The sequence below is a fragment of the Amycolatopsis cihanbeyliensis genome, assembly GCF_006715045.1.
Classification (GTDB): domain Bacteria; phylum Actinomycetota; class Actinomycetes; order Mycobacteriales; family Pseudonocardiaceae; genus Amycolatopsis; species Amycolatopsis cihanbeyliensis.
Map to the genome: position 1 here is coordinate 1,099,335 of NZ_VFML01000002.1, position 25,235 is coordinate 1,124,569.

Annotated in this window: 20 protein-coding genes, 2 tRNA genes and 2 pseudogenes; 10 read left to right on the forward strand and 14 right to left on the reverse strand. The window is 68.5% G+C overall.

Annotation, left to right across the window (positions count from 1 at the left end; all coding sequences use genetic code 11):
* The first annotated feature begins 12 nt into the window (after positions 1-12).
* The 3 genes from FB471_RS33630 to FB471_RS33640 all read left to right on the forward strand — a co-directional run bounded on the left by FB471_RS33630 (position 13) and on the right by FB471_RS33640 (position 1,900).
* Entirely contained in the window at positions 13-231 is a 219-nt protein-coding gene (locus FB471_RS33630) for a hypothetical protein (protein WP_142003833.1), read from the forward strand.
* 83 nt (positions 232-314) lie between these two features.
* Positions 315-1,526 (forward strand): helix-turn-helix domain-containing protein, encoded by a 1,212-nt coding sequence (locus FB471_RS33635; RefSeq protein WP_142003834.1) that lies wholly within the window; start codon positions 315-317, stop codon positions 1,524-1,526.
* A gap of 143 nt (positions 1,527-1,669) precedes the next feature.
* The gene (locus tag FB471_RS33640; RefSeq protein ID WP_142003835.1) at positions 1,670-1,900 is read left to right on the forward strand and encodes a hypothetical protein; all 231 of its coding nucleotides are present in this window, start codon (positions 1,670-1,672) and stop codon (positions 1,898-1,900) included.
* Between the two features lie 246 nt (positions 1,901-2,146).
* Here FB471_RS33640 and FB471_RS33645 read toward each other — a convergent pair whose 3' ends face one another.
* Positions 2,147-3,286 (reverse strand): methyltransferase domain-containing protein, encoded by a 1,140-nt coding sequence (locus FB471_RS33645; protein ID WP_246076853.1) that lies wholly within the window; start codon positions 3,284-3,286, stop codon positions 2,147-2,149.
* An 8-nt stretch (positions 3,287-3,294) separates the two neighbouring features.
* On the opposite strand from FB471_RS33645, the gene FB471_RS34315 reads away from it, so the two are divergent.
* The gene (locus FB471_RS34315) at positions 3,295-3,438 is read left to right on the forward strand and encodes a hypothetical protein (RefSeq protein WP_170221085.1); all 144 of its coding nucleotides are present in this window, start codon (positions 3,295-3,297) and stop codon (positions 3,436-3,438) included.
* Between the two features lie 67 nt (positions 3,439-3,505).
* On the opposite strand, the gene FB471_RS33650 is transcribed toward FB471_RS34315, so the two are convergent.
* Positions 3,506-5,029, reverse strand: a complete 1,524-nt coding sequence (locus FB471_RS33650) for an acyl-CoA synthetase (RefSeq protein ID WP_142003836.1) — start codon at positions 5,027-5,029, stop codon at positions 3,506-3,508.
* 49 nt (positions 5,030-5,078) lie between these two features.
* Here FB471_RS33650 and FB471_RS33655 point away from each other — a divergent pair, with 49 nt between their 5' ends.
* On the forward strand, positions 5,079-5,537 hold the full coding sequence (locus FB471_RS33655; protein WP_246076882.1) for a GNAT family N-acetyltransferase: 459 nt from the start codon (positions 5,079-5,081) through the stop codon (positions 5,535-5,537).
* Here FB471_RS33655 and FB471_RS33660 read toward each other — a convergent pair.
* From FB471_RS33660 to FB471_RS33670, 3 genes are read right to left on the reverse strand one after another with little or no spacing between them, the layout of a single operon-like run.
* Positions 5,531-6,241 (reverse strand): L,D-transpeptidase family protein, encoded by a 711-nt coding sequence (locus tag FB471_RS33660; protein WP_142003838.1) that lies wholly within the window; start codon positions 6,239-6,241, stop codon positions 5,531-5,533. The two genes, FB471_RS33655 and FB471_RS33660, sit on opposite strands and share 7 nt — an antisense overlap.
* 4 nt (positions 6,242-6,245) lie before the next feature.
* Complete coding sequence (mnmA, locus tag FB471_RS33665) at positions 6,246-7,343, reverse strand: tRNA 2-thiouridine(34) synthase MnmA (protein ID WP_142003839.1); 1,098 nt, start codon at positions 7,341-7,343, stop codon at positions 6,246-6,248.
* On the reverse strand, positions 7,344-8,558 hold the full coding sequence (locus FB471_RS33670; protein WP_142003840.1) for a cysteine desulfurase family protein: 1,215 nt from the start codon (positions 8,556-8,558) through the stop codon (positions 7,344-7,346). It lies immediately after the preceding gene.
* 255 nt (positions 8,559-8,813) lie between these two features.
* On the opposite strand from FB471_RS33670, the gene FB471_RS33675 reads away from it, so the two are divergent.
* The 3 genes from FB471_RS33675 to FB471_RS33685 all read left to right on the forward strand — a co-directional run bounded on the left by FB471_RS33675 (position 8,814) and on the right by FB471_RS33685 (position 10,537).
* Complete coding sequence (locus tag FB471_RS33675; protein WP_142003841.1) at positions 8,814-9,626, forward strand: S1C family serine protease; 813 nt, start codon at positions 8,814-8,816, stop codon at positions 9,624-9,626.
* A 92-nt stretch (positions 9,627-9,718) separates the two neighbouring features.
* On the forward strand, positions 9,719-10,363 hold the full coding sequence (orn, locus tag FB471_RS33680) for an oligoribonuclease (protein ID WP_142003842.1): 645 nt from the start codon (positions 9,719-9,721) through the stop codon (positions 10,361-10,363).
* Positions 10,364-10,461: 98 nt separating this feature from the next.
* Positions 10,462-10,537 (forward strand) — tRNA-His (locus tag FB471_RS33685).
* Positions 10,538-10,599: 62 nt separating this feature from the next.
* On the opposite strand, the gene FB471_RS33690 is transcribed toward FB471_RS33685, so the two are convergent.
* The gene (locus tag FB471_RS33690) at positions 10,600-11,808 is read right to left on the reverse strand and encodes a L,D-transpeptidase (RefSeq protein WP_142003843.1); all 1,209 of its coding nucleotides are present in this window, start codon (positions 11,806-11,808) and stop codon (positions 10,600-10,602) included.
* Between the two features lie 179 nt (positions 11,809-11,987).
* Here FB471_RS33690 and FB471_RS33695 point away from each other — a divergent pair.
* Positions 11,988-12,060, forward strand: a tRNA-Lys gene (locus FB471_RS33695).
* Between the two features lie 200 nt (positions 12,061-12,260).
* Here FB471_RS33695 and FB471_RS36045 read toward each other — a convergent pair.
* The 4 genes and pseudogenes from FB471_RS36045 to FB471_RS35745 form a co-directional block, all read right to left on the reverse strand.
* Positions 12,261-13,100: pseudogene (locus tag FB471_RS36045) on the reverse strand (tyrosine-type recombinase/integrase); the annotation flags it as partial.
* Between the two features lie 742 nt (positions 13,101-13,842).
* Positions 13,843-14,289 (reverse strand): DNA methyltransferase, encoded by a 447-nt coding sequence (locus FB471_RS35735; protein WP_342779508.1) that lies wholly within the window; start codon positions 14,287-14,289, stop codon positions 13,843-13,845.
* A pseudogene (locus tag FB471_RS35740) lies at positions 14,211-14,672 on the reverse strand (DNA methyltransferase); the annotation flags it as partial. The gene FB471_RS35735 and the pseudogene FB471_RS35740, both read right to left, overlap by 79 nt.
* Positions 14,672-15,328, reverse strand: a complete 657-nt coding sequence (locus FB471_RS35745; protein ID WP_142003844.1) for a DNA methyltransferase — start codon at positions 15,326-15,328, stop codon at positions 14,672-14,674. The gene FB471_RS35745 and the pseudogene FB471_RS35740, both read right to left, overlap by 1 nt.
* 212 nt (positions 15,329-15,540) lie before the next feature.
* Here FB471_RS35745 and FB471_RS33720 point away from each other — a divergent pair, with 212 nt between their 5' ends.
* A complete protein-coding gene (locus FB471_RS33720) occupies positions 15,541-16,344 on the forward strand; it encodes a DUF2637 domain-containing protein (RefSeq protein WP_142003845.1) in 804 nt (267 codons plus the stop codon).
* 237 nt (positions 16,345-16,581) lie between these two features.
* Here the strand turns inward: FB471_RS33720 and FB471_RS33725 are convergent, their stop codons facing one another.
* The 4 genes from FB471_RS33725 to FB471_RS33740 are packed head-to-tail and all read right to left on the reverse strand — an operon-like array spanning position 16,582 to position 25,208.
* Entirely contained in the window at positions 16,582-19,239 is a 2,658-nt protein-coding gene (locus FB471_RS33725) for a pPIWI_RE module domain-containing protein (RefSeq protein WP_142003846.1), read from the reverse strand.
* Positions 19,227-22,613, reverse strand: coding sequence for a pPIWI_RE_Z domain-containing protein (locus tag FB471_RS33730; protein WP_211358311.1), 3,387 nt, complete (start codon positions 22,611-22,613; stop codon positions 19,227-19,229). The genes FB471_RS33725 and FB471_RS33730 overlap by 13 nt, the downstream gene beginning before the upstream one ends.
* Positions 22,606-23,634, reverse strand: a complete 1,029-nt coding sequence (locus tag FB471_RS33735; RefSeq protein WP_142003847.1) for a pPIWI_RE_Y domain-containing protein — start codon at positions 23,632-23,634, stop codon at positions 22,606-22,608. The genes FB471_RS33730 and FB471_RS33735 overlap by 8 nt, the downstream gene beginning before the upstream one ends.
* Positions 23,631-25,208, reverse strand: coding sequence for a PD-(D/E)XK nuclease family protein (locus FB471_RS33740; protein WP_142003848.1), 1,578 nt, complete (start codon positions 25,206-25,208; stop codon positions 23,631-23,633). Before FB471_RS33740 ends, FB471_RS33735 begins: the two co-directional genes overlap by 4 nt.
* Between the last annotated feature and the right edge of the window lie 27 nt (positions 25,209-25,235).

The following is a 25,235-nucleotide window of genomic DNA, read 5'->3' on the forward strand; positions in this document are numbered from 1 at the left end:
GAAGGAGCGAGCATGACCGAACCGGAGCAGGACCCGCCCGAGGACGACCCGCACGAGCTGCGGATCCTGTGCAACACCTGTCGCGGCGACGGGTTCATCCCGGACCCGAAGGCGGCCGTCATCGGCGGCACCGCGCTCACCCTGAACCCCGGTCGGCCGTGCCCGGCGTGCAGCCCGGACGGCAAGGAGCAGGGCCACGGCCGCACGATCGGCTTCTACCCACCCGCCTGACGCCGAGCTGATTGCCCCTGAGACGTGTTCACCCTGTCGGGTAGTGCCTATCCTGGCGGTACCTCTTCGCGAAGGGAACGACGGTGGACGATCTTCCCGTGGGCGCGCGTATCAAGGCGCAGCGCGAACGTGCCGGCATGTCACGCCCGGTGCTGGCCGGCTTCGTGGGCCGGTCCGCCGAATGGGTCAAGGCCGTCGAAACAGGCCGGCTCCAGGTTCCGCGGCTCTCGATGCTGCTCCGGCTCGCCGAGGCCCTGGGGCTCGACGATCTCGCCACCCTCACCGGCGACGGGTACGCCGTACCTGTCCAGCTGTTCGCGGGCGAGCGACACGAGGCGCTGTCAGCGGTGCAGGCGGCACTCACCGACTACCGAGTCACGCCGGATGCGACTCCCCAACCGATCGAGCGTCTCGCGGTGCGGCTACGCCAAGCATGGCACGTGCGCCACAGCTCACCCGATCACCGAACCCGGCTCGGAGCGCTGCTCCCCGACCTTATCCGGGACGCCCAGACCGCCGCTCGCGGCCTCGGTGGTGACCAGCGCCGCCAAGCTCGCCGGGTGCTTGCCGGGGTCTACCAGCTTGCGGACTTCTACGTGGCCTACCAGCCCGCGCCCGAACTCGTCTGGATGGTTGCCGACCGTGCCCTGACCGAAGCGCACGAGGCCGACGACCCGTATCTGATCGCCGGTGGTGTGTGGGCCATGGTCCAAGCGCTGCGCGACTCCGGCCGGTGGGAGGAAGCCATCACGCTGGCCCGTGATGCGGTCTCTCAGCTGGAGCCACACCTTGACGGCGCCCCAGCGGACTGGCGTGGTCTCACCGGCGCGCTGGAGGCCGAGATCGCCTACGTATACGCACGGCGCGGGCGACATGGCCCGGCATGGGAGCACTGGGAGCGCGCCGACCGGGTCGCTCGCCGACTTGGCCCGGGCTATCGCCACACTCAGAGCTCCTTCTCCACGGCGGTGATGGGCGCGCATGCCGTTACCCTCGGAGTCGAGTTGCGGCGCGCTGGCGAAGCTCTCCGCTCCGCGGACTCATTCGATCCGGCCGAGATCGTGTCGGTACCGCGCCGCGCCCGCCACCTCATCGAGGTTGCGCGCGGCCATTACCAGCGCGATGAGCGGCCAGCGGTGTGGGCATTGCTCAACTCCTCCGAGCGCACTGCTCCGGAGACGATCAGGTTCAACGGCTTCGCTCGTGAGATGCTGCTGGACCTGTCCCGTCGGCCACCGGCCGGGCTGCGCGAGGACGTTCGTAGCCTCTGCCAACGAGTCGGCGTCGCCGCATAATCCGACCGGGTAGGGGTACGAACCGTACCCGTTGCCCGCTATGTCGCTTCTAACGTCGTTCCTGTGACGTACAACGGCGACCTTTCCGGCTACGGGCTTACACCGGTGACCTGTTGGGGCTGCTCACAGGTTACGGAGTCCCCGTGGTGAGGCGCCGGCACCGGCCGCCGCAGCAGTTCGCGTCGCTGCGGGCGAGCACGACCGAGATCGCCCTGTGGCCCCAACGGACGCGGGAAGCACGGACCTGCTGGCACTGCAAGGCGATCTACCCGACGGCCGAGCACGCCACGTCGTGCGAGCAGTACCACGAAGCGCAGGATGACGCGGCCCGCGAAGCCAGGCGCGGGAGCCGAGCGAACGGAGCCCGGCAGTGATCCCGCGTCGGGACCGACCGCTACTGGTACTCGTCCTGCTCGCACTCGCCGTCTCACTCGTGCAGTCGATCGGCCTCACGGCCGGATGGTGGTGCGGCTGCTGAATGTTACCGGTCGCCGCCACAGGTCACTCACGCTGATCGGATCCGGCTCGATTACACTCGTCCGAAGTAGAGCGAGAACGGCATTCCGGCACGAGTCGTCGCAGTTCAAGAATTCTGCTCCGCGCGCACGCGGGGATTTAGGTCACGCGACGATGTTGCCGGGTTCGTCCAGCCACACCGCCTGCCGGTCCCGCTCCACGGTGACCCCGTACCGGGTGCGCTCCGGCCGGCCTTGCCCCACCCACCAGGCATGCGCGGCCACGGCTTCGTCCCACAGCCGCCGCGGGCCAAGCTGCCGCAGCGGCCACGGCCCCGTGCCGGCGTCGTCGGGCACGTGGACACTGGCGACCGACCCGGTGGGCACGTGGTACAGCAGCACCTCGGTGGGGTCGTCGTAGAACACACCGCGGCGCACACCGGGCAGCCGCAGCCCTACGGTGAACGCGCCGTGCCCGATGCCGATCTCCAGCGGCGGCACCGTGGTGTGCTCGGTGGGCGCGGCGCTGGCGTCGAGGCGGTCGCCGAACCGGGTGGCTTCCCCGCGCGGGGCGCGCTGCTCGCGCAACTGCATGAACGCGGCATCGCCGATGATCGGGCCGCTGGCGGCGCCGTCGCCGTGCACCGTGAGCCGGACCAGGCCACCGTTGCGGTACGTGGTGCCCCACGGGGTCAACACCAGCCCGTCCGGCACGGTCTGCTCAACCCAGGCGTACGGCAACTGGCCGGCGAGCACGCCAGCGGTGCACACCACCCGGTCGAACGGGGCACCCGCCAGCGCCCCGGCCGCCCCGTCGTCGCAGGCCACCATGACCTTGTAGCCGGCATCGGCGAGGTTGCGGCGAGCCTGCTCGGCGAGACCGTGGTCGACCTCGATGCTGATCACGTTCTCGCCGCCGACCCGCTCGGCCAGCAGCGCCGTGTTATAGCCGGTTCCGGTGCCGATCTCCAGCACCCGGTCTCCCTCAGATACGTCGAGGGCGTCGAGCATGGCCAGCACGATGCTGGGTTGCGAAGCCGAACTCGTTGCGTTCAAGCTCGTGGCAGGCCACTCGGTGGCACCGTCGTCGTACTGGGTGACCACCGGCTCGTCCCGGTACACCGCCGCCCGCCACCGGGCCGGATCCGCGTCGGCATCGATCGGGCTGGCCCGGCCGTGCTCATCGTCGGCCCACACCCGTGCCGGAATGAACGCGGCACGGTCGACGGCCTCGAACTCGCGTGCCCATCCGGCAGGATCCATGCCCGCGGCGATCAGTTCCTCGATCAGGTCGGCACTGGTCACTTCGTGTGATGCCCGTCCGGCTTATCTGGATCCGGCGGTTCCTGACTTCCGCTCCCCTGTGGCTTGTGGTCGCCTTCGTTCCGATCTTCCTCGACGCGCTGTTCACGCTTGCCCATGCGCTCATCGTGGCGGATCAACTGCCGGTTACCTAGCTCCGATCGGGTTGGACCGGCCGCACGGAAGGATGGTTACCTGTACGAGCAGCAACGAAATCGTTTCCTACGGGGTCAGCCGGGCACGCAACTCCCGCTTGAGGATCTTGCCGGACGCGTTACGCGGCAGGTCGTCGACGAAATGCACCGATTTCGGCACCTTGAAAGCCGACATCCGCTCCCGCAGGTGCGCCAGCAACTCCTCCGCTGATACATCCTTTTTGGATACGACAATCGCGGTGATCGCCTCGATCCAGTGCTCGTCCGGCAGCCCGATCACGGCCACTTCGCCGACCGCGGGATGGGTGTACAGCGCGTCCTCGACCTCGCGGGAGGCCACCAGCACCCCGCCGGTGTTGATCACGTCCTTGATCCGGTCCACCACGTAGATGAAGCCCTCCTCATCCCGGCGGACCAGGTCGCCGGAGTGGAACCAGCCGTCCCGAAAGGCCTCCTCGGTCTCCTCCGGCTTGTCCCAGTACCCCACACAAAGCTGGGGTGACCGGTACACGACCTCCCCGAGCTCACCGGGTGGGACATCGGTTCCACTCCCGTCGACCACCCGCAGTTCCACGAACAGCGCGGCCCGCCCGGCCGATTCCGGCCGCCGCGCGTGTTCCTCCGGGCGCAGGATCGTGGCCAGCGGGGCGATCTCGGACTGCCCGAAGCAGTTGTAGAACCCCAGTTCCGGCATGGCCGCGCGGAGCCGCTCCAGCACAGGGCCCGGCATGATCGAGGCACCGTAGTACGCCTTGCGCAACGCACCGAGGTCCCGCTCACCGAAATCGGGGTGGTTGGCCAGCGCGACCCACAACGTCGGCGCGGCGAAGAACGCCCGGTGCCGGTCCTCGGCTATCCGCCGCAGGATCTCCCCCGGTTCAGGTATCTCCATCAGGTGGTTGGTGGCGCCGACAGCCAGCCAGGGCAACAGGAACACATGCATCTGCGCGCTGTGGTACAGCGGCATCACGTGCAGCGGCTCGTCGTCCTCGGCGAGATCGAGCCCGACGACGCAGGAAAGGTACTCGTGCACCAGCGCGCGATGCGTCATCATCGCGCCCTTCGGCCGCGACGTGGTGCCGGAGGTGTAGAGCAGCTGCGCCAGATCGGTATCGGCGACCTCGACCGCCGGTTCCGGCACGTCGTCGCCGGCTGCGGCGACGGCGAGCAGGGAGCCCGCGGCGTCCCGCAGCGGCAGCACCCGGCTCACGGCGAGCTCACCCGTGACCGCGTCCACCGCCTCCCGCAGCGCTGGGTCGGTGAGCACCACGCCACTGCCGGACTGCCCGATCAGGTAGGCCAGGTCCTCGCCGGTGAGGTTGTAGTTCACCGGAACATGCACCAGCCCGGCCCTGGCGCAGGCCAGGAAGCCGATCAGGTAGGCATCGGAGTTCTTCCCGTAGGCCGCCACCCGATCGCCCCTGCGCAGGCCGAGGCCGAGCAGATGGGCCGCGGCCCTCGACACCCCGGCGTCCAGCTCGGCATAGGTCCACTGCCGTTCGCCGAACCGCAGGGCGATGCGGTCGGGGACCCGTGCGGCGCTGCGCCGCAGGATGTCGGCGACCGTGCTGGAGTTCAGGGCGGGGTTCATCGAGCCTCCTGGCAAGTCGCGTCGTTGCATACTCACACCCGTGGGTGAGATCAAGATTAGACGCGCGCGGGCCGCCGATGTCGAGTCCATCGTCCGGATGCTCGCCGACGACCAGCTCGGCGCTACCAGGGAGTCGACCGCGGACCTGGCGCCCTACCTCCGGGCGTTCGAGCTGATCGAGGCCGACCCGAACCAGCTGCTGGTCGTCGCCGAGGATGCCGGGGAGCCGGTCGGTACGCTGCAGCTCACGATCATCCCGGGCCTGGGGCGGGGTGGCGCGCTGCGCGGCCAGATCGAGGCCGTGCGAGTGCGGGCCGGCCACCGGGGCACCGGCCTCGGCGAACGGCTGGTCCGCTGGGCCATCGCGGAGTCCCGCAGGCGGGGCTGCGCCCTGGTGCAGCTCACCTCCGACGTCTCGCGCACCGCGGCACACCGTTTCTACCAGCGGCTCGGTTTCACCGCCTCGCACACCGGCTTCAAGCTGCCGCTCCCCGCGGACGGTCAGTAGATCAGCACCCGGGTTCCCGGACCGAGCCGCGGGAACAGCTCGTCGATCGACGGGTTGGTCAGCCGCACGCAGCCGTTGCTGGCGGCCCGGGTTTCCACCGGCTCGCCACCGTGGATGGCGAGCCCGGTGGTGGTGAAGTAGCTCGGCCGGTACATCGGCCCGAGCGGGGCATAGCGCATTCCGTCGATCTGGTACCGCATCCGGTAGTCCCCCGGCGGGGTGGCCTTGCCCGGTCTGCCGGTCGAGGCGTCGTGGATCCGGTCGACCGTGCCGTCGCGCACGGTGAACACCACCTGCCGGCCGAGGTCGACCTCGAGATGGAACCCGGGATCGGTGGACTCCGGTCGCGGGGTGGTCGGGGTGTCGAGCCGCCCCAGGGTCGCCGCGTCGAGCTCGCCGGTCCTGGCCAGGCCGTGCACCTTCTGGAAGGCGACCACGGCATGCCGCGTCCGCGCGTCCAACTCGCCGGTGACCTCGCGTACCTGGTAGCCGAGCTCCCGCAGGGTCCGCTGCGCGCCCGGCACCGGATTCGCGCGCGGCCGGGTGGTGCTCGGGGTGACCGCGCTGGCGGTGTCGACCGGGACCGATCTCGCCGAGGCTGGCACTGGTCGCTCCCGCTGCTCGGCCAGGTACCAGGCGCCGCCGGCCGCCACGGTCACCACGACCGTGGCTACGGCGACGTTCACGAAGCGCGCGCCGCGCATCGGCTCAGCCCGTGGCGCTGATCTTGGCGCTGCCCAGCACGAGATCGCCGGCCTCGGCGTCCGGGCGGTACAGCACGACCACCTGCCCGGGCGCGACCCCACGCAACGGCTCGCGCAGCTCCATCCGGACCTCGCCGGCCGTGGGGTCGGCCCCGGTGGCCACCGCGGGGGCGGTGCCGCCGTGCGCGCGCACCTGCACCACGCACTCCACCGGCCCCGCAGGCGGCTCGGCGGGCCAGATCGCCCGGTTGGCACGGATCTCACGCACCCCGAGCCGGTCCGCGGAGCCGACCCTGACCGTGCCGGAGACCGGTTCGAGGCCGAGCACGTAACGCGGCCGCCCGTCGGGTGCGGGTGCCTCGATCCCGAGACCCTTACGCTGGCCGACCGTGAAGCCGTGCACGCCGGTGTGCCGCCCGAGCACCGCACCGCTCTCGGCGTCCACCAGCTCGCCGGGGCGCTGCCCCAGCCGCGACTCGAGGAAGCCCCTGGTGTCCCCGTCCGGGATGAAGCAGATGTCGTGGCTGTCCGGCTTGTTCGCCACCGCGAGGCCGCGCTCCTCGGCCTCCACCCGTACCTCGGACTTCACCGAGTCGCCGAGCGGGAAGTACGCGTGCCGAAGCTGCTCGGGGGTCAGCGAGGCGAGCACGTAGGACTGGTCCTTGCCCTCGTCCGCACTGCGGCGGAGCTGGGGCACCCCGTCCACAACGGACAGCCGGGCATAGTGCCCCGTGCAGACCGCGTCGAAGCCGAGCGCCATCGCCTTCTCCAGCAAGGCCTCGAACTTGATCTTCTCGTTGCAGGTGACACAGGGGTTCGGCGTGCGGCCGGCCGCGTACTCGCCGACGAAGGTCTCCACGACCTCCTCGGTGAACCGCTCGGCGAAGTCCCATACGTAGAACGGGATGCCGAGGATGTCCGCGGCGCGGCGGGCATCGTGGGAGTCCTCGATGGTGCAGCAACCGCGCGAACCGGTACGCAGCGTCCCCGGCTTCGCCGACAGTGCGAGATGCACGCCGACCACGTCGTGTCCCGCGGCCACCGCCCGCGCGGCGGCGACGGCGGAGTCGACACCCCCGCTCATCGCGGCGAGTACTCGCATCTAACCCTCCGTCTTCTTCCGCATCCCGGACAGCCCGGCCTGCCGCGCCCGCGCGACCACGCCGCCGATCTCCCTGGCCAGCGCGTCCACATCCTCCCTGGTCGAGCTGTGCCCGAGGGAGAACCGCAGCGAGCCGCGGGCCGCCTCGGCATCGGCACCCATCGCCAGCAGCACGTGGCTCGGTTCCGCCACGCCCGCCGTGCACGCCGAACCGGTGGAGCACTCGATGCCCTTGGCGTCCAGCAGCATGAGCAGGCTGTCCCCGGCACAACCGGAGAAGGTGAAGTGCGCATTCCCCGGAAGCCTGCCCGGCGTACCGTCGGCGAGCAGTTCCTCCGGGGGCGCGCCGTTCAACCGCGCGTCCGGAACCTCACGCAGTACGGCCGCGACCAGCTCGTCCCGCAACTTGGCCTGCATCCGCAGCTGGTTGTCCCGGTCCGCGGCACCCACGCCCACCGCCGTGGCGAAGGCACGCACCGCGGGCACGTCCAGGGTACCGGAGCGCACGTTGCGCTCCTGGCCGCCGCCGTGCAGCAGCGGCTCGCAGGGGGTGTCCCTGGCCAGCACCAAAGCGCCGATCCCGTACGGCCCACCCACCTTGTGCCCGGTCAGGGTGAGCGCGCTGACCCCGCTGCCCGCGAAGTCGATCTCCAGCACGCCCACGGCCTGCACCGCGTCGGTGTGCAGCGGGATCCCGTACTCGGCGCAGACCGCCGCCAGCTCGGCCACCGGGTTGACCGTGCCGACCTCGTTGTTCGCCCACATCACCGTGGCCAGTGCGACCTCGTCCGGCGCGGCCTCGACCGCCGCGCGCAGGGTGTCGGGATGTACCCGGCCGTGCTCGTCGGCAGCCAGCCACGTTACCTCGGCCCCGTTCTGGTCGGCCAGCCATTGCACGGCGTCCAGTACCGCGTGGTGCTCGGCCGCGCCCGCCAGGATCCGGCGCCGGGTGGGTTCGGCGGCCCTGCGGGCCCAGTAGATGCCCTTCACCGCGAGGTTGTCGCTCTCGGTACCGCCGGCGGTGAAGATCACCTCGGAGGGGCGGGCGCCGAGCGCGTCGGCGATGACCTCGCGGGCCTCCTCCGCCACCCGGCGGGCCCGGCGACCCGAGGAATGCAACGACGAGGCATTGCCGACGGTGGACAGCGCCTCGCTCATCGCCGTCACTGCTTCGGGCAACATCGGAGTCGTCGCCGCGTGGTCTAGGTAGGTCATCGCCCTTACAGGGTAGTCCCGCCGGTAGGTGCGCGTGGCCACCGGCGGGTGAGCGAAACACCGAGGACCGCCACTCCCACGAGGGCGACCCCGAGCACCCTCACGGCGACGGACGGATGCCGCGCGGCCCACGTGACCGACGTCACCCCGACGGCGGCGGCCACGGCGGTGGAGGTCCAGCCGTTCGCGGCGACTCTCAGGGATTCGAACGGCTTTCCTCAGCCTGCTCTCACCCCGCGCGCCGACCGTGAAGATATGGAGACATCAACCACACAGGGTTCGCCGGCACGCGGGCGCAAGCTGTTCACCATCGTGGCCGTGACGGCCGCGCTCGTCGGCGGGGCGGGCGGCGCCGGCATCGGCGTGCTCGCCGCGGAGGATCCGCCGTCCAGCTCCGCCACGGGCTCGCTCGGTTCGGCGAGCGGGCAGCAGGCGAGCAACTCGGGAACGAATGTCAGCGGCGTGGCCGAGCGGATCCTGCCGAGCGTGGTGCAGATCAACGCGCGGACGGCGAGCGGGGAGGTGATCGGGTCCGGGGTCGTCCTGGGCGCCGACGGCACGGTGCTGACCAACGCGCACGTGCTCGAGGGCGCCACCGGCGCGGTCGAGGTGACCCTCTCGGACGGCACGGCCTACCCCGCCGACGTGCTCGGCGAGGACATCGGGGCCGATATCGCGGTGCTGCGGCTACGCGGGGCGAGCGGGCTCACCCCGACCGAGCTGGGCGACTCCGGCCAGGTCCGGGCCGGCGACGAGGTCGTGGCGGTCGGCTCGCCCAGCGGGCTACGGAACACGGTGACCTCGGGAATCGTCAGCGCGATCAACCGCTCCGCGCCCGGCCGGGACTCACCGTTCGACCGCACCGGCACCGAGGCGGGCGGTGGCAGACTGATCCAGACCGACGCATCGATCAACGAGGGCAACTCGGGCGGGCCGCTGGTGGACGCGTCCGGGGCGGTGATCGGGATCAACACCAGCATCCTTTCGCCGTCCGGCGGCAACATCGGCATCGGGTTCGCGATCCCGAGCAACGAGGCGAAGGAGATCGTGCGGCAGATCACCGGCTGACCACCTGGCCCGCGTCACGGGCCGTTCGGCACGCCCGGCATCCGGAACGGCAGGTGCACGGCACTCCGGGGGACGGGGTTTAAGGTGCCGGGGTGAACGATCACCTTGTCTGGATCGACTGCGAGATGACCGGACTCAACCTCGCCACCGACGCCTTGATCGAGATCGCCGTGCTGGTGACCGATGCGGAGCTGAACGTACTCGGCGAGGGGCTGGACGTCGTCATCCACGCGGGTGAGGATGCGCTGGCGAACATGCCCGAGGTGGTGCGCGAGATGCACGCGCGTTCCGGGCTCACCGAGGAGGTGCGCCGGTCGGAGCTCGGCCTCGCCGAGGCCGAGAAGCGCGTACTCGACTACGTTCGCGAGCACATCCCTGAGGCACAGTCGGCGCCGCTCGCCGGGAACTCGATCGCCACCGACCGGGGGTTCATCGCCCGCGACATGCCCGCGCTGGATGCCCACCTGCACTACCGGATGGTCGACGTGTCCTCGGTGAAGGAGCTGGTCCGGCGCTGGTACCCGCGCATCTACTACGCGAAGCCGGAGAAGGGCCTCGCCCACCGCGCACTGGCCGACATCAGGGAGTCGATCGGCGAGCTGGCGTACTACCGCAGCACGGCGTTCGTGCCGCAGCCCGGCCCGAGCACCGAGCAGGCGCGAGCGGCGGCCGCGGAGATCCTGGACGGCGCCCAGGAGGACCGGACCGGGCATCGGGCCGCCGGCACGGACGCCTGATGAGGAACCCGCTGTGAACCCGCCGGCCGGGCACGCTACGATGTTCCAGCCAAGGTAGGGAACACCCGGGAACACCGGGTATCGAGTACCGGCGCTTGGTGGGTGTAGCTCAGTTGGTAGAGCACCTGGTTGTGGTCCAGGAAGTCGCGGGTTCAAGTCCCGTCACTCACCCCAGTCCACCGTGATGAGTGCCCGTCCCCGCGTTTTCGCAGGTGACGGGCACTCGTCACGAGGTGTCAGTTGCTCTTCTTGCCGCCGGCTTTCCACTCCTCCCACGGCATCTGCCAGACGCTCCAGCCATCCGTCGGCTCCAGTTCCTGACCGCCGCTGTTGCGCACCTCGACGAGGTCACCGCGGCGCGACTTCTCCATCAACCAGGCCGCGTTCTGGGTGGCCAGGTTGATGCAGCCGTGACTGACGTTGCGACGCCCCTGGTCACCGACCGACCACGGGGCCGAGTGGTAGAAGATGCCGCTGTTGGACATCCGCACCGCGTACTTCACCCAGAGCCGGTAACCCGCCGAGTCCTCGACCGGGACGCCGTAGGTGCTGGAGTCCATGGTGTAGCCGTTGTGCTCGCGCATCACCGTGTAGGTCCCCGCCGGGGTCGGGCTCGACGGCTTCCCCATCGCGATCGGCATCGTTTTGACCTGCTTGTCGTTGATCGACACCGTCATCTGGTGCGAGCCGCCGTCGGCGACGGCCACCAGCTTGTCACCGATTGTCATGTCGACGGCCTTGTCCTCCCGACCGAAGGTGCCTTCGCCGAGGTCGATGCCGTAGACCTCGGCCCGCACCGAGACCTTGGTGCCGCTCTTCCAGTACTCCTTCGGCCGCCAGGTCACCCACTGGTCGCTGAACCAGTGGAACGCACCCTCCGTCTCCGGCTCGGCGCTGATCCGCAGTGCCTTCTCCGCGGCGTCCTTGTCGGTGATGTCACCGGAGAACCGGAAGATCAGCGGCATCCCGACACCGACGGTCTCACCGTCCTGCGCGTTGATCGAGACGTTGACGGTCCGGTTCGGCGTGGCGGTCGTGAATGTGGAGGACTCGGTGACGGACTTGCCGTCGGCACCGGTCGCCACGGCGGTCAGCGTGTAGCTCTTGCCGTAGCCGAGCTTCTCCCCCGCCGTCCAGGTGGTGCCGTCCGCACTCACCTCGCCCTTGACCAGCGTCCCGTCCGCGCTCGTGATCTCGGCCTCGGTGATCTGACCGTTGCGCACGGTGACCGTGACCGGCTTGCCCGGCGCGAAACCATCGGCCCCTTCGGCCGGCTTCAGTACCAGCGAGGCGGGCTTCGGCCCCGGCGTGGTCTCCCGCTGCTCCTGCTGCTCGGCGGCCGGCTCACTCGACGAGGACGTGCACCCCGCGACCAGCAGGCCGCCCGCCAGCAGCAGCGACAACCGAACCCCCCAACGCCGGCTCAATCCGCCCCGACTCGTCATGAAAACCACCGTTTCGTGTCGAACATGCCCATTCGCGCCCCAGTGTGCCCGAACGGCCGAACGGCATGGGCCAGTGCGATCAACTCGCAACCTGCGTTCCAGAGGGGCCTCCGCGCGGGCGCCGCATGCCCTTGTGCTAACGTTTACGTCGTTGCCGGGGACGTCTCCGGAGCACATCAGCGCCATTAGCTCAAGCGGCAGAGCAGCTGGCTCTTAACCAGCGGGTTCGGGGTTCGAGTCCCTGATGGCGCACCCCCACACCCCAGGTCCTCATCAGTGTTGACCTGGGGTTTTGTGTTGTTCATGGTCGTTCCCTCCATTGTGGCACTGTCCATTGAGGTCCGCTGCTGGCCCGAGGGGAGCCCGAGAGCGCGGGCAGGGTGCACCGCGGTCCGCGGGATGCTCGCGGCCAGCTTGCGGGCGGCGTCCGCGGCGACCTCCTGGGCGACGTTGGTGTAGGTATCCATGGTCACCGTGATCGAGGAATGCCGGAGCATGTGCTGCACCACTTTCATGTCCACCCCCGCGCTCAGCGCGAGGGTCGCGGCGCCATGCCGCAACCCGTGCAACGTGATCGGCGGCAGACCAGCGTGGGCGATCAGCCGGGCGAACTCCTCAGCCACATCGGCCGGATGCAGCGGGCTGCCGTCCGGTTCGGTGAACAGCAAGTCGCTGTCCACCCAGTCGGCCCCCAGACGGGCCTTGTCCGCGTCCTGGCAGGCCAGGTGCCGCCGCAGCACCAGCACGGTGTCCGGGTCGATCGCCACGATCCCCTCCGACGAGGGGGTCTTGGGCCGGGACTGGGCCGTTTCCCACCCGTACTGCACGATCTGGTTCGCCACCTCGATACACCCCGCCTCCAGATGGGTGTCCGAGCGGCGCTGCCCGCACGCCTCACCCCGCCGCAGCCCGGTGTGCGCGATCAGATGGAACAACGGATACAGGCGATGACTCACCGCGGCGTCCAGGAACCGCCCGGTCTGCTCGGCCGTCCACACCATCACCCGGTACGGCACCTCCCCTGTCCGGCGCCAGAGTTGGACCCGCTCCGGTGTCCACAGCTTGGGTTTGGGCCGCACGGCCGGCGGGAGTTCGACCAGCTTCGCCACGTTCATCGCCAGCAGGCCCTGCTTCACCGCCGGACTCAGGATCGTGCGCAGGGTCTCCCGGATCCGGTGCATCGAGGTCGGCCCCACCGGCCGCTGCCACTTCACCGCCGCGATCTTCCGCCGATCGCCCGAAGCCCGGTACTCGGCAATGCGCTCGTTGTGCTCCACAATCGCCTCGAACATCGCGTCCAGATGCCCCACCCGCAGCCGATCCCGGCGGATACGGGCCAGGTGCGGCCGCAGATACAGCCGGACATGCGCCTCGTAGTAGCGGTAGGTGTTGCGGCTCACCGTGCGCCGCTTCGACGCCAGAAACTCAGTGAACACCACATCCAGCACCGGATGTTCCAGCACCTGTGCCCCCGCCCGCACCAGCCGCCGCACGTCTTCGACTTCAGGAAGTGGGTCCTTGCCCGAGATCACCACCGAGACGAGGTCCCCGATCTTGCGCAGCGTCTCGGCATCCCCCGGCTCCGCGATCCCCAGCAGGTCCCGCACCCGGTCCAACGCGGTCTCGGCCTCCGTCGCGCTGGCGTAACCGCCGCGGCGCCGCGGCCGGCGCCGCCCCGCCGCATCCGGCGGCAACTCGATCCGGAAGTACCACTGGCCATGACGCTTGTTCTTCAACCGTGGGCACCCATCGCCCACCACCCTGCCGTGCCCGTCCCGGCACGAACACCGCCGATACACCGACCCAGACGCCACCGCACCCTCCCTCGGCCCAGGAACCCGTGACTCGGGTCCTCCACAGCGGATACTCGCGCTGACACCCCCACTCGGGGAAGCCCGAGCCCTCACCGAATCAGGGCATACGCCGTGGTCCTACCGATCCCCAACGCCCGCGCCGCCGTCATCACGTCCACCACCGCCGGCAAAGCCGACACCTCCGCCAACGACAACGTGCCCGGCAACCACCCGCCGCCGCTCACCGCAGGACCCCCTCATCCAGACCCAGCCGACGCCGCGCCAACTCATGGCACGCCGGGTCCAGATCGATCCCGACATAGCGGCGCCCTTGCTCCCGGGCCGCGACACCGGTGGTCCCGCTACCCGAGAACGGATCGAGAACCGTCCCGCCAGGCCGGCATCCCCACCGCACACAGCGACGAGCGATCTCGAGCGTGCCCGCCGCCCGATGCCCACTCCCGCCCCGATCCGACGCGACACTCCACACACCCGGCACCGCACCGGCCGCGGGCACGGTCTCGCTGGTCTCGCCACCGTCCCAATCGGGCGGGACAGGACAAAGATGGTCTCGTAACGCTGCGCGAACCGATCCCGCACACTCTCCGGACGCGCGTTCGGCTTGTGCCACACCACCGCACCACGCAACCGCCAACCCCGCTCCTGCACCGCATGCGCCACCCGCCACGGCACCCCCACCAGATCCTTCGCCCGATACGACGCCTGCGGCGGCCGATGCACCCCATAGGGCGTCCTCGACCGCGCCCCCGCCGTCCGCGCCGTGGAGCCAGGAGCAACATAGTGGCCCCACGAGCCGCCATAGCTGTCCCCCAGGTTCAGCCACACCGTGCCCGACGGCACCAGCACCCGACGCAACTGGTCGAACAACCCCACCAGCCGACCGACGTAGAGCCCCACCGTCGCTTCCGTACCCCACTGACCAGCAACCCGGTAATCCCGTAAACCCCAATACGGCGGGGATGTCACCACACAATCCACCGAACACCGCGGCAACCCAGCCACCACCTCCACCGCATCACCCGTCCACAACGCAACCCCACCAATGGGCATCACGCCACCCACCTCGCCACCCCTGGCCCCAGGAACCGCCGCCCAAGACGCCCCGCCGCCAGCCCCGTCACCCACCCGCCACAGAACGGATCCAACACCACACCACCAGGCCGACAACTCACCGCAATACACCGCTCAACCGCAGCGACAGGATCCAGCGCCCACACATCCCCCACGTTTCTCTCACCGACATCAAACTGATAGTGGGCCTGCCTGGCGAACAGAAAAGCGATCTCATAACCGGTACCCAGCCGATTGATCACCGCGTTCCGCAGAATCCACCCACCAGCCTGCACACCGAACGCAACCCTCCACGGCATCCCACACAGATTCCCTTGAGCTGACACGGTGTCGCGCAACAACAACCAGATCGTCCCCTCCGGACGCACCACACGACCCAACCTCTCAGCAACGCGCGCCAACCCAGGAACAGCATCAGCCTCCGGAGCACACCCGGCGAACGGCCGCCCCACCGCGCAATCCACCTCGCCGTCACGACACACCGCGATACGCGTACACGCCTCATCGAGACACCCAACCGAATCACGATGGCAACACACCAGCAAAACGACCTCCCAAGTCCCGCACCCCAACGAGACACGGAGATCGCAAACCGCCTTTGATACACCCACTACACCAACAACGAGACATCCCATGAATCTGGTCTCGACCTCACGAGACCAAACGAGACAACACCTGCCACACGTTCAACCGCATTCGCCAGCCGGTGCTGCTCGACACCAGCACCGGTTCGGCTCCCCGACCCGGCTCGTACAGCATCTACACGCAGCCACACCCGCAGTGAGCTGCACGTTTCCGCCACGGTCGAGGTAGAACGCCGCCGCCGTCGCCAGCCTGGCGGTGCTGGATGACCGTCAACGAAACCGCGCCAGGCCCAACTGAACCCACCGCACTCACCCATTCGGGTGAAGAATCCAGGTTAAGCACTTCGGGCAGACTAAACCAAGATCGAACGCTCTGGATCCAGTGCGGATGCACCGCCCTGGTCGCCATCGGCGCGGCTTACGTCTCGTACCGCCACGGGAGGGACTTCGCCCTCCGCTTCGGCGCCGACAACACCTCGGCATCGATCTGGCCACTGATCGTCGACGGCCTGCTCATCATGGCCACAGTCGAACTGTGGAAGACGACGGACGGCCAGCACCGGCGCGGCCGGTGGGCAGCCTGGCTGGCGTTCCTGTTCGGCATCGTGCTCTCGCTACACGCCAACATCGCCGCCGCACCCGAACTCAGCCTGCCGGCCATCATGGTCGCGGCTTGCCCACCCCTTGCTCTCCTGCTGGCCGTCGAACTACTCAACCGGGCACTGAAGCGCCACCAGGCCGACACGACCGGCGAGACCGACACCGAGCCCAGTGAGACACCCGAGATCAGCAAGGACGCGAACGAGCCACCACCCACCGTCGCGGGCCTGACCAGTTCGGCCGAACAGCCAACGTCCAAGGAGCAACAGATGTGGGCCTACTACCTCGCCGAACGAGCCAACGGTCGCACACCGACCGGCCGGGAACTCGACGAGACCTTCGAGACCAACAACTACGGCCGCAAGGTCCTACGACGGTGGCGAGAGCAAGGCCGCATCACGCCCACGCCGCACTATCCCGAGGTCAACGGACACCGCCCCACCGGAGAGCCGATCATGCCCGATTAACAATAGCCAACGGCCACATCCACCTACTTGCCATCTAGACCCTTACTCTGGAGCAGGCCGTGCACCTAGTGTTCCAGGACGGCCGAGGCAGGCGTTTGCTGCAGTTCGGAAACCGGCGAGTTGGCTGGTGTGCTGCGCTGCCCGCCGTGAACCACTACAACGGTCGGCCTGAACAGGCGCGGATGAGATTCCAGCAGTTTCTGCAGCAGGTCGACCGCGAGGTGGCAACGCCCGGTGTCATTCCAGCGAAGCAGGTAGGCCGGGTTGCGGGTTCAGGTATTCGTCGACGAGTTTCGCCAAGTGCATCGGCAGCGGCTGGGCCAGCGGGACGTAGTCGTCGTGGAACCTCAACTGGTGGCTCACCGCCGCCCACGCCACCGGGTCGTCTGCCGCATGACAGCCCAGCACCGTAAGTTCCAGGTACTGAGGGTTCCAGGCAGTCACCGTGGGCGCAGATGTCGCTCCCGGCTCGCGACCGAGCTTGCGAAGCCCTCGAGGGATCTTGGGGAAGTTCCTGGGCACGTCGGCCGTGCTGACGAAAACCCGGTTGTCTGGTGGCGCGTCCCGGGACGCCCACAGGCCAACGCCGAAACCCGGCGTGTCGTTATCTCGGCCCGGGGCGTACCACTGCGGCACCTCCTCCCGGCTGTTGCGGTCGCGGAGGAGCACGGCCCGAAGATGCTCACCGAAGGCACCAAGCCGCTGGTCAGGTTCGCCGCTGAAGCCCAGCGTATCCTTCACCAAGGTGCGGTTTCCCAACCAGCGCCATGAGTCCCGCATGTTGCCCGCATTCACGAGCAGTAGCGTCGGCCGGTCCCGAACCTGGAAGAGAATGGCGCGGACGCGACGCTCGACATCGGCTCGCTCATCGTCGACCGTCGGATACGTGCGTCGGACGCCGCTCACTGGCCCGTCCGCTTCCAGTTCGCTGTACGACGCGAGAGAGACGAGCAAGTCGCAGTAGGGGATCCAATCCTGCGTGCGTTCATCCCAGCCTTCGACGGGGTGTTCCGAAGCGGACGGCCGGATCCGCACCGCCACAAGGTGTCGGCTGGCGCGTCTCGTCATCGCGGTGGCCTGTTTACGAACCACCCACAGGGCCACGTATTGGAGATCCGGCGGGATGCCGGTGCCCGCTCGGTGCGCAGGCGCCGAGGACGCCCCGAGCTGCCGAAACCCGTCTCGGCAGGCGGCCTCGGCGCGTGTTGCCGGATCGGCGGTGCGGTCGTCGGCGACCTGAATAAACTGCGAGAGTCGCCCAGTGTCGGCGAACCCGAGGCGCAGCGCGAACTTGGGATCTGAGCCGGGCACGGTGAACCGATCTGCACCGGGAATCTCGACCAGAGCCAGTCCCGGCCGTCCGGTCCGGCGGGGGAACTGCGCGGCGACAGCTGCTCGGCGAGCGCGCAATGCTTCGGCGGCCCGTGCGTCCGTGCTCTCCGTTTCCCGCGGAGCAGTCAGTCCGTTGCCGAGTGATCCGGCGTCAGACAACGTAATCTCGATCTCGAGGCCGTCCACCGACCAGCGTCGCACGCACCCGTCACCGAAACCGGCCATATCGACCCCAAGCAGCAGAGCCAGCTGACGCACCAGGTGCTTCTGCGTCTCTGGGTAGATGGTGACAATGTCGATGCGTAGCGGCTCTCCGGCCAGGGCGGCTCGCAGCGCCGCCCGTCGGGCGGTCACCGCTCGCAGCTCGACCGCAGCCCGGCGCACCGGGTCCGTCCTGGGCACCTTGGGGAGTAGAACCGGCTTGGTGACTCGAAACGCGCGGCTCAGCGACGACACCCGGCGGAACCAGGGCCGAAGCCCGTCCGCAACCCAGTCGTCGAGCTGCGCTCGTTCTCCGGGCATCAGACCTGTACCGATCTTGTGCTGGCCCATCGCGGTGCTGTGCACAACCGCCGCAGCCACATCGCCTTGACCGACCATCCACTCCTGCGGGGCGGCAATAAGATCATCGGGCTTTGGATAGCGCCGGACGATGTCGAGGTTGTCCAGGATCTCCACCGAACTGTGGCCCCGCCATGTGTATCGTCCCTCCTGCAGGGAAAATTTCATGACGTTGCCGACGAGGCGAAGCTGTCTCGCATGAGAGTCCTCTTGCCAGGGGAAGGGGAGGTCGAACAGCACAGTGGCACCGCGACCGCGCGGGACCCAGATTGGCGTCCGGGTTGACCAGCGTCGGATCCCCGACGACACGTGCACTCGGAACGACGGCGTGAAAGGGACATTGTGCACGGTGATTTGCAGCATGGCCGAGTAGTAATGGTCCAGTCCGTCCTTTCGGTACTTCTGCGGTGGCCAAGAGATCAGCTCGGCCCCGTGTTCGCGCCGCACCACGCGGAACCATGTGTCCCTATCCGCCCCCTCCGCGCGAAACGGACGTTCGGCTAGGCGAAGGGCCAGCAGCTCCGGCAGGAGCGTGTACAACCGCCGATGCGGCAGCGCAGTCCCACCCGGTGAAACGTCGGTACCGGACAGCTCAACGGAGCAGCTCGTCCACTCCAGCTCTGTGTGCCGGACCGCCTCGAGCACACGACGGGTGGCCGACTGGTGCTCGCTCTCCGGTCGGAGTTCGGCCACCCAACTCAGGAACGCAGGCATGACGACGTCGGCTGGCACCTGCTCCCGCGCGTAGAGCCACGGCACTGAACTATCGGCGGCGGCACCGCGGCCGATCGCGAGCACGTCCGGCGCTACCGCGCGCAGCAGGTTGTCGAGCTTCCGCACCGGCAGCCCGGCGAACGGTTCACGACTACGCCAGCCTAGCGCGGACAAGTCCGTCAGCTCGGTGCGCCACTGCTCGGCGAACATCATCACTTGGAAGTCTTCGATCCATGGTCCGACGTCGGGGTCGGGTTCATACGCACACGGGGTAATCACTGAGTACATTTCGGGTCCCTGTCGTTGAGGCAACGGTCCAGCGCCGCCCAGAGCGGCCGATAGAGCGCGTCGACTATGTAACGGTCGTGAGCCGGCTCGACCGACCGCCGGCTGAGATAACGTGTCAGCACGGCGTGGATGTTGTGCAGCAAGCTGGTCTTGCAGGTCTCTTCGGTCAGCCGACCCGCTGCGGTCTCTGGGGCGAAGGCGGCGTCGACGAACACGACGCGGGCGTGTACCCCGCCACGCACCAGCCGGCCGATTACCTGCCAGATGAGCACCAGCAGGTCCCAGGTCACGGTGTCGCGGTCGGCACCGAGACTGCTCCAGCCGAGCGGCCTAGCGAGGGCCCGGTACCACTGCCGTCTCGCCTCCTTCCGAATTGCGAGCGCACCATCGTCCACATCGGCCGCTGTGCACATCAGCGCGTCGAACTCCGGGCTGTCGACGTACCGGATCAGCCAGTCGTTCACCGTGTGCACCGCAAGTCCCAGGTCGTCGGGCCGGGGGTTCGGCCGGGCAAGGAAGTACACGGTGCCGATCGCGGCTACCTTCTTCTCGTTGAGGATGTTGTGTCCACGCTCGACTGCGAGCAGCGGCGCCACGAGGATCTGGGCGTCGGTCCAGCGGAGAGAGTCGACGTCACCGCGACGCAGGGCGGGCGCGTGCCGCTCATCACCCGCAGCTGTCGCTCCGACAGCCACATCGTCGTCAGGCACCAACCGCAATACGCTCCCATGCCATCTCAAGCTCAGCGTGTGCAGGGTGTCGGCCACGAGCGCGGCTTCCTCGTAGCTGCCTACCAGCAGCAGGATGCGCCGCCGCGAATCCGGCAGAACGCGCAGTTCACGGTCCAGGATGCTTCCGTCATGGTCTTGCTCACCGAGGCGCACCGCCATCCGGCGGAGGATCTCCGGCCGTTCGTCCAAGTCTGCACCGGAAAGCTTCAGTGGCTCCTGGTCGGTGTCACTGCGAAGGAACTCGAACCGCATCTCGGTCCCATTGACGACGGTCCGGACGTCGTCCAAATCCGGCAGCAGGACAATGCCGACGGGGACAGGCACGTGGTAGCGGCTGGAACTGCCAGCCCAGCTGCTCCCCGACATCAGGAGCACGTTGGTGCCAGGGCGGCCGTCTACCTCGGGAATCCCAGGGAGCGCGCGGAGCAGTTCTCGCCCGACTCCGCTGCATCGGAAGTACCGTAGCTCACCGCTCTGCACGCCGTGCCGCGGTGGCCCGTCGACGATGAACTGGAAACCCAGCACGTTACCCATAGGCGCTTCCGGGACGATTGGGCCGTAGTCTGGTGGGCGCTGGTACATGTCGTTGAAGGTCAATTTCAGGACCGACTCCACTCGTGGCCACATCGCGTTCATCAGCGCCAGTTTCGGCTCCAGCACCGACAGCAGCAGGGTGAACTCGAACTGGCGGCACTTTTCGTCCAGCCATTCCTCCGGGTGCGGGGATGGCTTGTGTCTCCGTTTCGGGGGCTTCGGTCGTTCTTGCTCTTCGTCGTAGGCCCGCTGCAGCTCAGCCAGCTTCGCTGGGAGATCAAACAGCTTCACCATCAGGTCGCTCAGCTTCTGCCGGGTCGCTGCCTGACGCCCGGTGGTGAGCAATTCGTTGACGAGCACGGTCAGTTCCGACACGGCGGCCCTGGCGCGATCCCCGAACGGGTTGTCGCGGAAGTCGTCCAGGAGACTGGTCAGCTGCTGGCGCGCTTCCTTCGCGTTGGACGCGTCGTCCGGGTAGCGCTCCTCGATCAGGCGGAGCTGGAGCGTCCACGCACTGAAATAGCCGGTGCGCACCCAGTCCCGGAGATCGCGTCGGGCGACCAGCATCGCGTACAGCCGGTCGGTGGCCGCCGTGATCGTGTTGACCGCCGCCGTCCAATCCTCGACGTCGCGATCGGACAGCTGAGTCCTCGCCCCCTCGGACAACTCCCGGATCTTGTGGGTGTTCAGCTCGTCGAGCAGTGATCGGCTCCCCGCGCCACCGATCAGGGCAACCGCGGGGGCGAACATGCGATCGAGCTGCATCTGCACCCTGTCGGCCTCGTCGACGATGACCAGGTCACTACGCCGACAAGCGGCCTCAAGGTAGCGGAGCCGCTCGGGATTCTGCGGCTGCGGCACCGCAGCGTCCACCAGGCCAGCCGGCGTTGATACCCAGATGGTGGCGTCGACCAACTCGTGTGCGCCGCGGTGCCGAGGACACCCTGCCCAGTACGGACAGGCCAACGGCACCTTCGACCACTCCCGCTTGCTCCCGGGCTGAACCGAGCGGCGGTGGAGCCGGATGCACGGTGCCTGGTTGAAGGCGAGCACGTCGTCCTGGTCACCGGTGAGCACGTTCAGCACGCATGAGGTGCTGAGGTAGGTGAGCGCGGGATTGTCATGAGCGAGCACATTGGACTCGCCGCGCCCGGCAAGCCTGCGGTGCATCCGCTGAGCATGCCGTTGCTTGCCGGAGGCACCCAGGATCGGGGCAGCCAGGTCGTCGGTGTATCGGTTGTAGAGCCTGACCAGCTCCAGCGTTTCGGCGACATCCCCGACCACGACGGTGACGCGGCGTCCGCGGCGTGCGAGGTGCACCGCCAGTACATCGCGCAGCGTGCTCTTCCCTGCGCCCACGATGCCGAGGAGGTGCTCGATCCGCGAGATCGTGAACCGACCAGCAGGGCGGAAGCTCCTCTTCCCCCGCTTCCGGAGCCGGACCGACCGCAGGCGGCGTGCCCAGTCGCGGAACTCGATGCGGTCCATCTCCTCGGCAGTGGTGATCAGGTCGCGCCACACGACCGGGATCGGTTCTCCACAGCCATCCGGGACGAGATCGACATCGTGCCCGACAGGCTGCGAGAGGTTCCCAGTGTCGGGCAGGTCGACGCGCACCGTCATCCGGCCAGCCTGGAACCGGTGCACCCCTTGCTTTGCAAAAGAAACCGGGCGGCTCGCGAACGGCGGGGCCACGGCCAGCAACTGGTCGTACCAGGTGAACCGTTCATCGGCGATTCCTTCGGTCGGCAGCCGGGTGACCCGGGTGGACGGGTCAGGTACGTCGAAGGTGCGGAACTCCTGGCCGAGCTCCTGGTAGGCGACCAAGGCATCATGCCACGCCATTCGCTTGCGCAGCGTCCACAACGTGAAGCGCGCCGACCGGAGGGCGACAGCCGCGTCCGCGCTCGTCACGAGCCCTCGGCCGCGTGCGTAGGGAATACCGCAGAATAGGACCCATGCCCCTCCCACCGGCTCATCTGGGTTCAGCCGCTCGTGCAGCAGCAGCCCGAGTTCAACGTCGCACAGCAGGGCCGCCTGATCCGATCGCAGGCCAGCGTTTCTGAGCTTGCTCAGAACGGGGGCCAGCACCACCGCGGGGTCACGCATCAAGAATCCTTCCAGTCGGTTTCGTCCCTGCGAGCAGTTCGCTCTCGGTCATGAGGGTGACGTGTGTTCCTGGCGGCAGGGCGTCCGCAAAAGCCTGACGGCTAGCCGAAGCGGTCATCGCAAAGCCGTCCGGCACGACCGCGATGTCCACTCCGCTGGCAGCGGCGTCGCGGGCCAGGACCGTCGGCACGACCCGGTCGTAGAATTGGACGGTCCGGGGTTCACTTCCGGGAAACCGCACTTCGTGGCGTTCGACGGCCGGTCCGAACGAGCGCACCGGAAGCCCCGCGGATGCCAGACCGCTGCGCAGTCGGTCCTCTGCCTGGGCCGGAAGGGCCACGAAGATCCGAAGCGCAGGGTGCAGCATAAGCGTCTTGGAGGCCGAAAAGCGCTGCTCCACCTGGCTTCCCGATGGGCAGGTCTCCCGCTCGCACCACGCGGTTAATTGGTCATCCGGGCTACCCGGCCGGGCAGGCAGTCCGCACTCGCACAGGGCGACCTTGCCGCGCACGACCCACTCGGCGGGGACCGGCTGGTACAGATCTTTGACGAACTTGTACACCGCCGCCGCGGGAGGATCTTCCATCAGAAGCTTGCGATGTGTATCCGGTCCCACGAGCACGTGCGACCGAAGAAACCGGCGCCGCTCGACCGCCTCGCCTGCTGGGACGTCGGACAACGCTTGCGCCATGAGCTCCTCGGCGACGGCCGCCAGCCCCGCCAACTCGGCACAGGCTCGCGTTCGCGTCCGGTGGACCGGATCGACCAAAGCCAGTCCGGCGCACTGCTCCCCCGGTGGGAACGGCCACGACGGTGATGAAAGGTCCGTGCACCATCGGATCAGCTCGGGCACACCGGCCGGCGGGGTGGCCCCCTGGTGCAGGCATTCGCAGACGACCAGGTCGAGCGCGTACTGGGTCTCCTGCGGGTACGGTGGAACCGTCGATCCCCCGGCGTCGCGATAGGACAGTGCGTACACGCCACTAGCCAGGTGGTCGAGCAGTACCGTTCTGCCCGTCATTCCACGCCTCCGGTTACGTCTCGCGCCGAGCACCACCGGGCCACCTCGCAGTCGGAGCAGTGCCGGCCCGGTGCCGGGAGGAACCGGTCGTCTTCCTGCCACCGACCGAACGACTCGCGTACCACGGTCTCCGCCCGCAGGCGGACCTCGGGTGTCTTCGGGTCGAGCGTGTACAGGTCAGCACCCGCGGGCCGAAGAATCTCAAGTTCGACCCGACCGATCCCCAGCCCGAACTCGCTGCGTGCAGCAAGAATTGTCGCGAGAGCCAGCTGTGGGTACTGCTCGAGCCAAGGACGCGCACCTCTGCGCCCAGAAGCCGAGGTCTTCAACTCGCGCCAGACCCACGTTTCCCCGTCGTGGTAGAGCAGATCGGGCCTGGCCAGGACGACTGTGTCGGCGTCCGGGTCCTCATAGACCAGGTCAGGTTCCACCCGGAGGGTGTCCGGTGTCCTCGTGTGGTGCACCGGGCACACCGCTGCATGGTTACGCAGAAGAACAAGGCCGAGTGCACGGTCCTCCGGTGTCAGGCCGAACCCGGCAGGCACCCAGTCCTCGGGCACCTGGGTTTCGCACGGCCTGGTGGCCCCGTCGTGCTGGCGCTCCAGGTACCGGTGGACCGCCCGCCCACGCTCGGCCGCCGGCCCGCGCTCAACACCTTGGTCAACCGGGAGCCGCTGCCTGCGGCCGTAATCCCGAGCCGGGCAGACGGCGTGGTTCCGCGCCGACGTGGCCGACCAGCTCCGGCGTGGTCGCCGTCGGTTCCTGACGCCCAGGAGACCCGGCGTCCGGCGTAGCTCAGGGCAGACGGCCGAGAAAGGGCAGTCGACGCAAGCAGCGCCCGGCCGGTACTCGGCGGGTTCGCCAGCGTCAACGAGCTGCGCCAGGGCAGCCCGGCCCGACATATCGTAGAGGTCGAGTGCGGCCTGCCGCGAGCCGTCGAACAACGTGACCGACTCACCTTCCAGCATCCCGAATTGCCGGAGCCTGACGTGTTGCGGTGGCACGTCCGGACCTCCTGAGGCCAGGACCAGCGCCGCGACCGCGATTTCGGCGTCCGTCCTCGCCCGCCCCTCCAGGCGGTTCGCCGGCAATCGCACCTCGCGCAGTTTGCCGTCCGGTGTTCGGTAGCACCTGCCCCAGACGGTGATCCGGTACTGTCGGGCGCCGCGCCGATCCGGCTGGGCAAGAACGTTCTCGTACACCCACTTCCCCCGCATGGGGGTCAGTCCGTCAACCACTTCGGGTGAGTAGACCTCCAGGTACCCCCTGACGGCGTGGGCAGTCCATTGCCGAACCAAGTCGTGCACCGGGTTCCGCCCGATCTGCGCGAGCGCGTCGTCAACGGCAACGCCCTGGTGCTCGACGAGATCCAAAACATCCATGAACGGTCCGTTCGTAAAGTTTTTCAGTACCTCTGGCTTGCGGGGTACCCGCGTGTCGGCCCGGTATCGCGGCCGTGCGCTCAGCGCGTCCCGCGCCGGGCAGCGGTACCGTGCCGGTCCGAGCATTCCAACCGACACCTTGATCAGGTCGGAATCACCGGACACCCCGGCCGGAGGGTGCCATTGCGTCATTTCTTCCTCTTCCGTGAGAGCATCTCG

What these genes read in the sequence shown, in the direction of transcription:
- FB471_RS33630 (WP_142003833.1), top strand. Translation starts at nt 13, where the DNA reads ATGACCGAACCGGAGCAGGACCCGCCCGAGGACGACCCGCACGAGCTG.
- FB471_RS34315 (WP_170221085.1), top strand. Translation starts at nt 3,295, where the DNA reads ATGCCCGTCCGGCTTATCTGGATCCGGCGGTTCCTGACTTCCGCTCCC.
- FB471_RS33650 (WP_142003836.1), bottom strand. Translation starts at nt 5,029, where the DNA reads ATGAACCCCGCCCTGAACTCCAGCACGGTCGCCGACATCCTGCGGCGC.
- FB471_RS33660 (WP_142003838.1), bottom strand. Translation starts at nt 6,241, where the DNA reads ATGCGCGGCGCGCGCTTCGTGAACGTCGCCGTAGCCACGGTCGTGGTG.
- mnmA (WP_142003839.1), bottom strand. Translation starts at nt 7,343, where the DNA reads ATGCGAGTACTCGCCGCGATGAGCGGGGGTGTCGACTCCGCCGTCGCC.
- FB471_RS33670 (WP_142003840.1), bottom strand. Translation starts at nt 8,558, where the DNA reads ATGACCTACCTAGACCACGCGGCGACGACTCCGATGTTGCCCGAAGCA.
- FB471_RS33675 (WP_142003841.1), top strand. Translation starts at nt 8,814, where the DNA reads ATGGAGACATCAACCACACAGGGTTCGCCGGCACGCGGGCGCAAGCTG.
- FB471_RS33690 (WP_142003843.1), bottom strand. Translation starts at nt 11,808, where the DNA reads ATGACGAGTCGGGGCGGATTGAGCCGGCGTTGGGGGGTTCGGTTGTCG.
- FB471_RS35745 (WP_142003844.1), bottom strand. Translation starts at nt 15,328, where the DNA reads ATGGGATGTCTCGTTGTTGGTGTAGTGGGTGTATCAAAGGCGGTTTGC.
- FB471_RS33720 (WP_142003845.1), top strand. Translation starts at nt 15,541, where the DNA reads ATGACCGTCAACGAAACCGCGCCAGGCCCAACTGAACCCACCGCACTC.
- FB471_RS33725 (WP_142003846.1), bottom strand. Translation starts at nt 19,239, where the DNA reads ATGTACTCAGTGATTACCCCGTGTGCGTATGAACCCGACCCCGACGTC.
- FB471_RS33730 (WP_211358311.1), bottom strand. Translation starts at nt 22,613, where the DNA reads ATGCGTGACCCCGCGGTGGTGCTGGCCCCCGTTCTGAGCAAGCTCAGA.
- FB471_RS33735 (WP_142003847.1), bottom strand. Translation starts at nt 23,634, where the DNA reads ATGACGGGCAGAACGGTACTGCTCGACCACCTGGCTAGTGGCGTGTAC.
- FB471_RS33740 (WP_142003848.1), bottom strand. Translation starts at nt 25,208, where the DNA reads ATGACGCAATGGCACCCTCCGGCCGGGGTGTCCGGTGATTCCGACCTG.